General features: G+C 31.7%; 4 protein-coding genes. All 4 read right to left on the reverse strand.

The genetic code is table 11. The features are described 5' to 3' along the window. Nucleotides 1-1,353: 1,353 nt before the first annotated feature. Nucleotides 1,354-2,013, reverse strand: a complete 660-nt coding sequence (locus DNU06_RS17250; protein ID WP_111064752.1) for a hypothetical protein — start codon at nt 2,011-2,013, stop codon at nt 1,354-1,356. Then, the gene (locus tag DNU06_RS17255) at nt 2,013-2,363 is read right to left on the reverse strand and encodes a hypothetical protein (protein ID WP_111064753.1); all 351 of its coding nucleotides are present in this window, start codon (nt 2,361-2,363) and stop codon (nt 2,013-2,015) included. Before DNU06_RS17255 ends, DNU06_RS17250 begins: the two co-directional genes overlap by 1 nt. A 5-nt stretch (nt 2,364-2,368) precedes the next feature. Continuing rightward, nucleotides 2,369-3,079: a hypothetical protein gene (locus DNU06_RS17260; RefSeq protein WP_111064754.1), complete on the reverse strand. Its 711-nt coding sequence runs from the start codon at nt 3,077-3,079 to the stop codon at nt 2,369-2,371. A gap of 215 nt (nt 3,080-3,294) precedes the next feature. Next, a complete protein-coding gene (locus DNU06_RS17265) occupies nt 3,295-4,386 on the reverse strand; it encodes a hypothetical protein (protein WP_111064755.1) in 1,092 nt (363 codons plus the stop codon). Nucleotides 4,387-4,469: the final 83 nt, after the last annotated feature.

Here is a 4,469-nt window from a genome sequence, read left to right on the forward strand (position 1 = left end):
TAAAAATCGCCAATCTCCTGAGTATTGGGAGGAAAATCCCCGCGTAAAATCGCAATTAAAAAAATGTTCTTGGTAACGAATATTCCTGCAAGTTAAGCGGCTTTTTTCAGAGAATGCCAAGGTTAGGGTTACTGTGGGGTGGTATTTTTTTACTGTGGTTACTCCTATTCAACAAATCGCCAATGGCATGTAACGCTCGGCTATATTTCTGTTTGCATTACCTTGCACAAAGTAACTTGATAACCGCCAAAGCATTGTTTAGGCTAAATTAATTATTTTAGACTATCTAAACCATGTTTTGGCGCTATTTTATTAATTACCACTGCTTTTAATTGGTAAATGCAAATTGAATATAGGTTATGTTAGGTGCTGCTTTAATTTTTTAATACTGTGGTTACGGTGGTCAACCCCCTATGCCACTTCAATTTTTTCCACACAAAATTCACGTCAAATTTTACGCGTTTCGCGTTTTTCTAACCTGGGTAAAAGTCCGCGCCACACAGTACCGCTAAAATTTTGCATTTAAAAAATACAGTGATTCACCGCGGGATCAGTCCGCCAGAGAATTGGGTTGCCGTGGGTACAGTCCGCCGCACTTAGTACCGCTATAATTTTGCATTTAAAAATACAGTGATTTGCCTTTGGAATTGTCTACCGAAAACTGTGGGTTATTGTGGTTTTTTTAACCTCCTTTACCAACTTCCGCTTGCACCTAACGGCCGGCTATATTTCTGTTTGCATTACCTAGCACAACTGTAATTAGATAACCGCCAAGGCATTGTTTAGCTAAAGTAATCATTTTAAGTTTTTAAACTATGGTTTGGCGTCAGTTTTTTGGTTACCAGACTTTTCCTTAGTAAATGCAAATTGAATATAGGTTATGTTAACTACTGCTTTATTGATTTTTAAACATTCGGGTACAGTCGTTCACCTTCTTTTTCGGCTTTGGTCCATCTCAAATAACACTTCAATTTTTCCCCTACAAATTGTTTTACAGTGGCCTAGCTCTCCAGTAAAAATCGCCAATCTCCAGAGTAGTGGGAGGAAAGGCCACGACAAGTACCGCTAAAATCGAAATCAAAAAAAGCGTTCTCGGTAATGAGTTTCTTGAGGTTTTGCGTTAAATGCTAATCCATGTGCAGGTTTTGGGTTACCTTGGGTACAGTCCGCCGCACTCAGTATCGCTATAATTTTGCATTTTAAAGTACTGTGGTTTGCCTTGGGGAAAGTCCGCCGTGTACTATGGTTGTATTGTTATTTACAGTGGTTCACCGCTTGTAGTTAACGTTTGTGTATGTTGGCGGAGCTAGCCCATAGGGCAGCTATGCAATATACATTTTGTTAGCTTGCGTTTTATGCATTCCGAAAAACTCCTTCCCTGAAGCGACAATAATGGACAGATAGTTTGATTAAGAATAGATAAAAACCATAATTCGAGAAAGAAAATAATCTGTCTCCTCCATTTGATTTATAATCCTTATCATAAGTCTCACCTTCAAAAATTGAAATCGGTAGTGAAACATTTACATCAAATCGAATGAATGATTCATCCATTACTTTATCAATTTTTGGCAAATAAAATAGATTTGAAATTCTATTACCTTTTAAATTACTAAGAAAGGAGTCGATTTTATTTTCAGAAATTTTCTTTTCATTAAGTTTTGAAATGTATTCTTCTAAAGAAAAAATTGAAGAAAACTGAACAAATGAATTTTCAATTCGATCATTTTCTGAAGCTATATCACATGTATTGGACATAATCACCCCTTTTAAATAATTCGTTTTGTATTCACCATTTGCGAAAACAGAAAATGGGATGTCTACTATTGCGTCACCTTGGTAATAAAATTCAGACTCTAGATTATTGCAGTATATTAATTTACCATCACTTGATAGAGGAAAATGTTCTGAGACAATACTGAAAAGATTTTGGCTTAATTCAGGAGTTAAATATTTTGGTAAATAAGCTCGAATTAGTTCTAACGCATCTTTCTTAATATCTTCAGAAGCCATTAAAATCTATTTTTCGTAGGCTTAGAATTAATATTAGAATAAAACAGTTCGTCAAGCGCATCTGCTAAATCAGCATCTAATGCAATTTGTTCTTCCGCTATTACTTGCGTTAATTCTAATAGATTAGAGTCGTTATATCTACTTTTTTCATGAAAGACTGTGGTATATGAATCTGAAATATAAACATCACTATTTGACTTGAAATTTTCAGGTGCGTTATAACTCAATTCTACTGCATATAACTCTTCTTCCGTTTGAAGTCTCATCTCATTAATAGAAACGCTTGAATTTGCGAAACTAGAAAGGCCACAAAAAAGGATTGTACTTGTTGATGACAAAGTTTTAATCATATCTTCTATATATTTCCTTGTAAATAGTCATTAAGCGTCTTATCTTCAATTAAAGCAAACAAATGCTTTTCTAAATCGTTGTATAATTCGCTATTAAAAGGTTCATTTTTTTCAAAAACAACTTTAGAGTTTATGTCTATGATAATGCTAATACCATGCTTTATAGCTGGCACAGCATTTTCAACATTTATTGTAATTTTCTCTTCGGTGAATTTAGAACATTTTATGTTTAGATAAAAGTCATTTTTGTAAACTTTTGAATACAAAATTGTGAAATCTCTACAATCATCTTTAATTGCAATTGCTTTTGTATTTTCTTTAAGAATTGAATTTATTTGATTTTCAGGAATATAAGTAACTAATTCGAAAACGTAAGCAATAAATTCTATATTTTCAGTTTCAACTAATGATTGTATTTTATTCCTTTTTTCTTTTAAATAAACAGCAGCATCTGTATTAGTGTAATTTTCATCAAAGTTAGTTGCTAAAGTTGTTCTTACTTGTGAAACCTGTATTCTACTATGATTATGTTTTGATTGTGAATCAAACCGAGGAATGTTTGGGTCAATTTCATTCGGAATTGCAACAGTTCTAAATGGTGTCACAAAATTTTCCTTTAATTTATCTTCAAATTCAAATACTCTTTTTCTTATTTCCATATTGCGAGAATATGAAAATATTATTTGAGAATTTAATATATCTAAATCGTGATTCATTACTGTAGTTAATTTACAACAAAAATATAATTATTAAATAGAATTGATCCTGAAATTAACTTAATTTACATATATCTCACAATTTTATCCAAAAAAACATACGTACTTGACTTTTATTTTTGCTCTTTACTTTATGAAAGCTAACGTTTGTGTAAAATTTCGTTGTTGCTAAGGTACTTAGCAATTATGAATTTTACATGTTGTTAGCGAACGTTTTATTTTAATATTGGGTGCCTTTTACTATATCGTAATTCACTTACAGCTTCTTGATTTAAATGATCAAAATCTCTAGTGTTATCCCATTTTTTATCGTCTATATTAAACTTATATCTAGTTTTGATAAGTTTTCCCTTAGAATCATAAATGTATTCGTTCAGCCATATTTTGTTAGGTTCAGAATCATCTTTTAGTCTTGCATTATAGTAATACAATTCTCTTACTAACAAACCTGAATTATTATATTCATAAGTAATATATTTCATACTCATTTCTCCAGTAACACCAAAAAAATCTTCTCTAATCAGGTAGCCATTTTCGTTATAAACTGAGGTCGAGAAATCTGAATTAACTTTATATGATTCCAACATATTAGATTCATGCACTTTGGTACCAGCACTGTTCAAATATATTGGACCATATGGAATTTTCTCTTCGGGTGATGAATTGCTTCGGACAAATTCTTTCAGCAATTCTATTCGGCCAGTCGATCGTTCCCATTTTACAACACCAATATTTTTTGCAATCCAAACATTATCAACATCTTTATTTTTATCCCAGTGAACAGTTTTTCTGATTTGTAAACAGTTTTCATATGTCTTACCTAGTACAATTATGTCAGTTACAGCTATGATAGTATAGTCAACTTTTTTATCAAAAATATTAACTGAATTGTAAGTTTCACCTATTTCAACTACAGTTGGGAAAAGTAATTTTAAATCATTTTTTTTCAGTTTAATAAGTGAACTTTCTACTTCAACTTCTTTAAAAAAGATTGAGTCATTTCGAATAATAGAAATTCCACCTAAAAACGAATTTGAAGAAATAAAAAAATATGGCTCGTCATCTTCCCAAGGATAAAAACCTTTTTCATTTTGAAGATCGAATTTCTTTATTAATACTGTATCAGTAGTTTTTTTATTGCCAAAAGTACAGTCATAAATCCTAGTGTCATTCTGATTGAAAAACAGGTATTCTTTTACAAGAATGTTCGACTTTTCTTGATTTATTTTATCATTTCCTGTTTCCTGAGCATTATTAGCTTGCCAGGAGAAAACAAAAATTGCAAGTGCTATTATATACTTTTTCATTATGGTTGCTAACGGCCGGCTATATTTCTGTTTGCATTACCTTGCACAAAGTAACTTAATAACCGCCAAGGCATTGTTTAGGC

Origin of the sequence: Putridiphycobacter roseus, from assembly GCF_003234935.1 — a bacterium.
In the GTDB taxonomy this organism is placed as follows: Bacteria; Bacteroidota; Bacteroidia; order Flavobacteriales_D; family Crocinitomicaceae; genus Putridiphycobacter; species Putridiphycobacter roseus.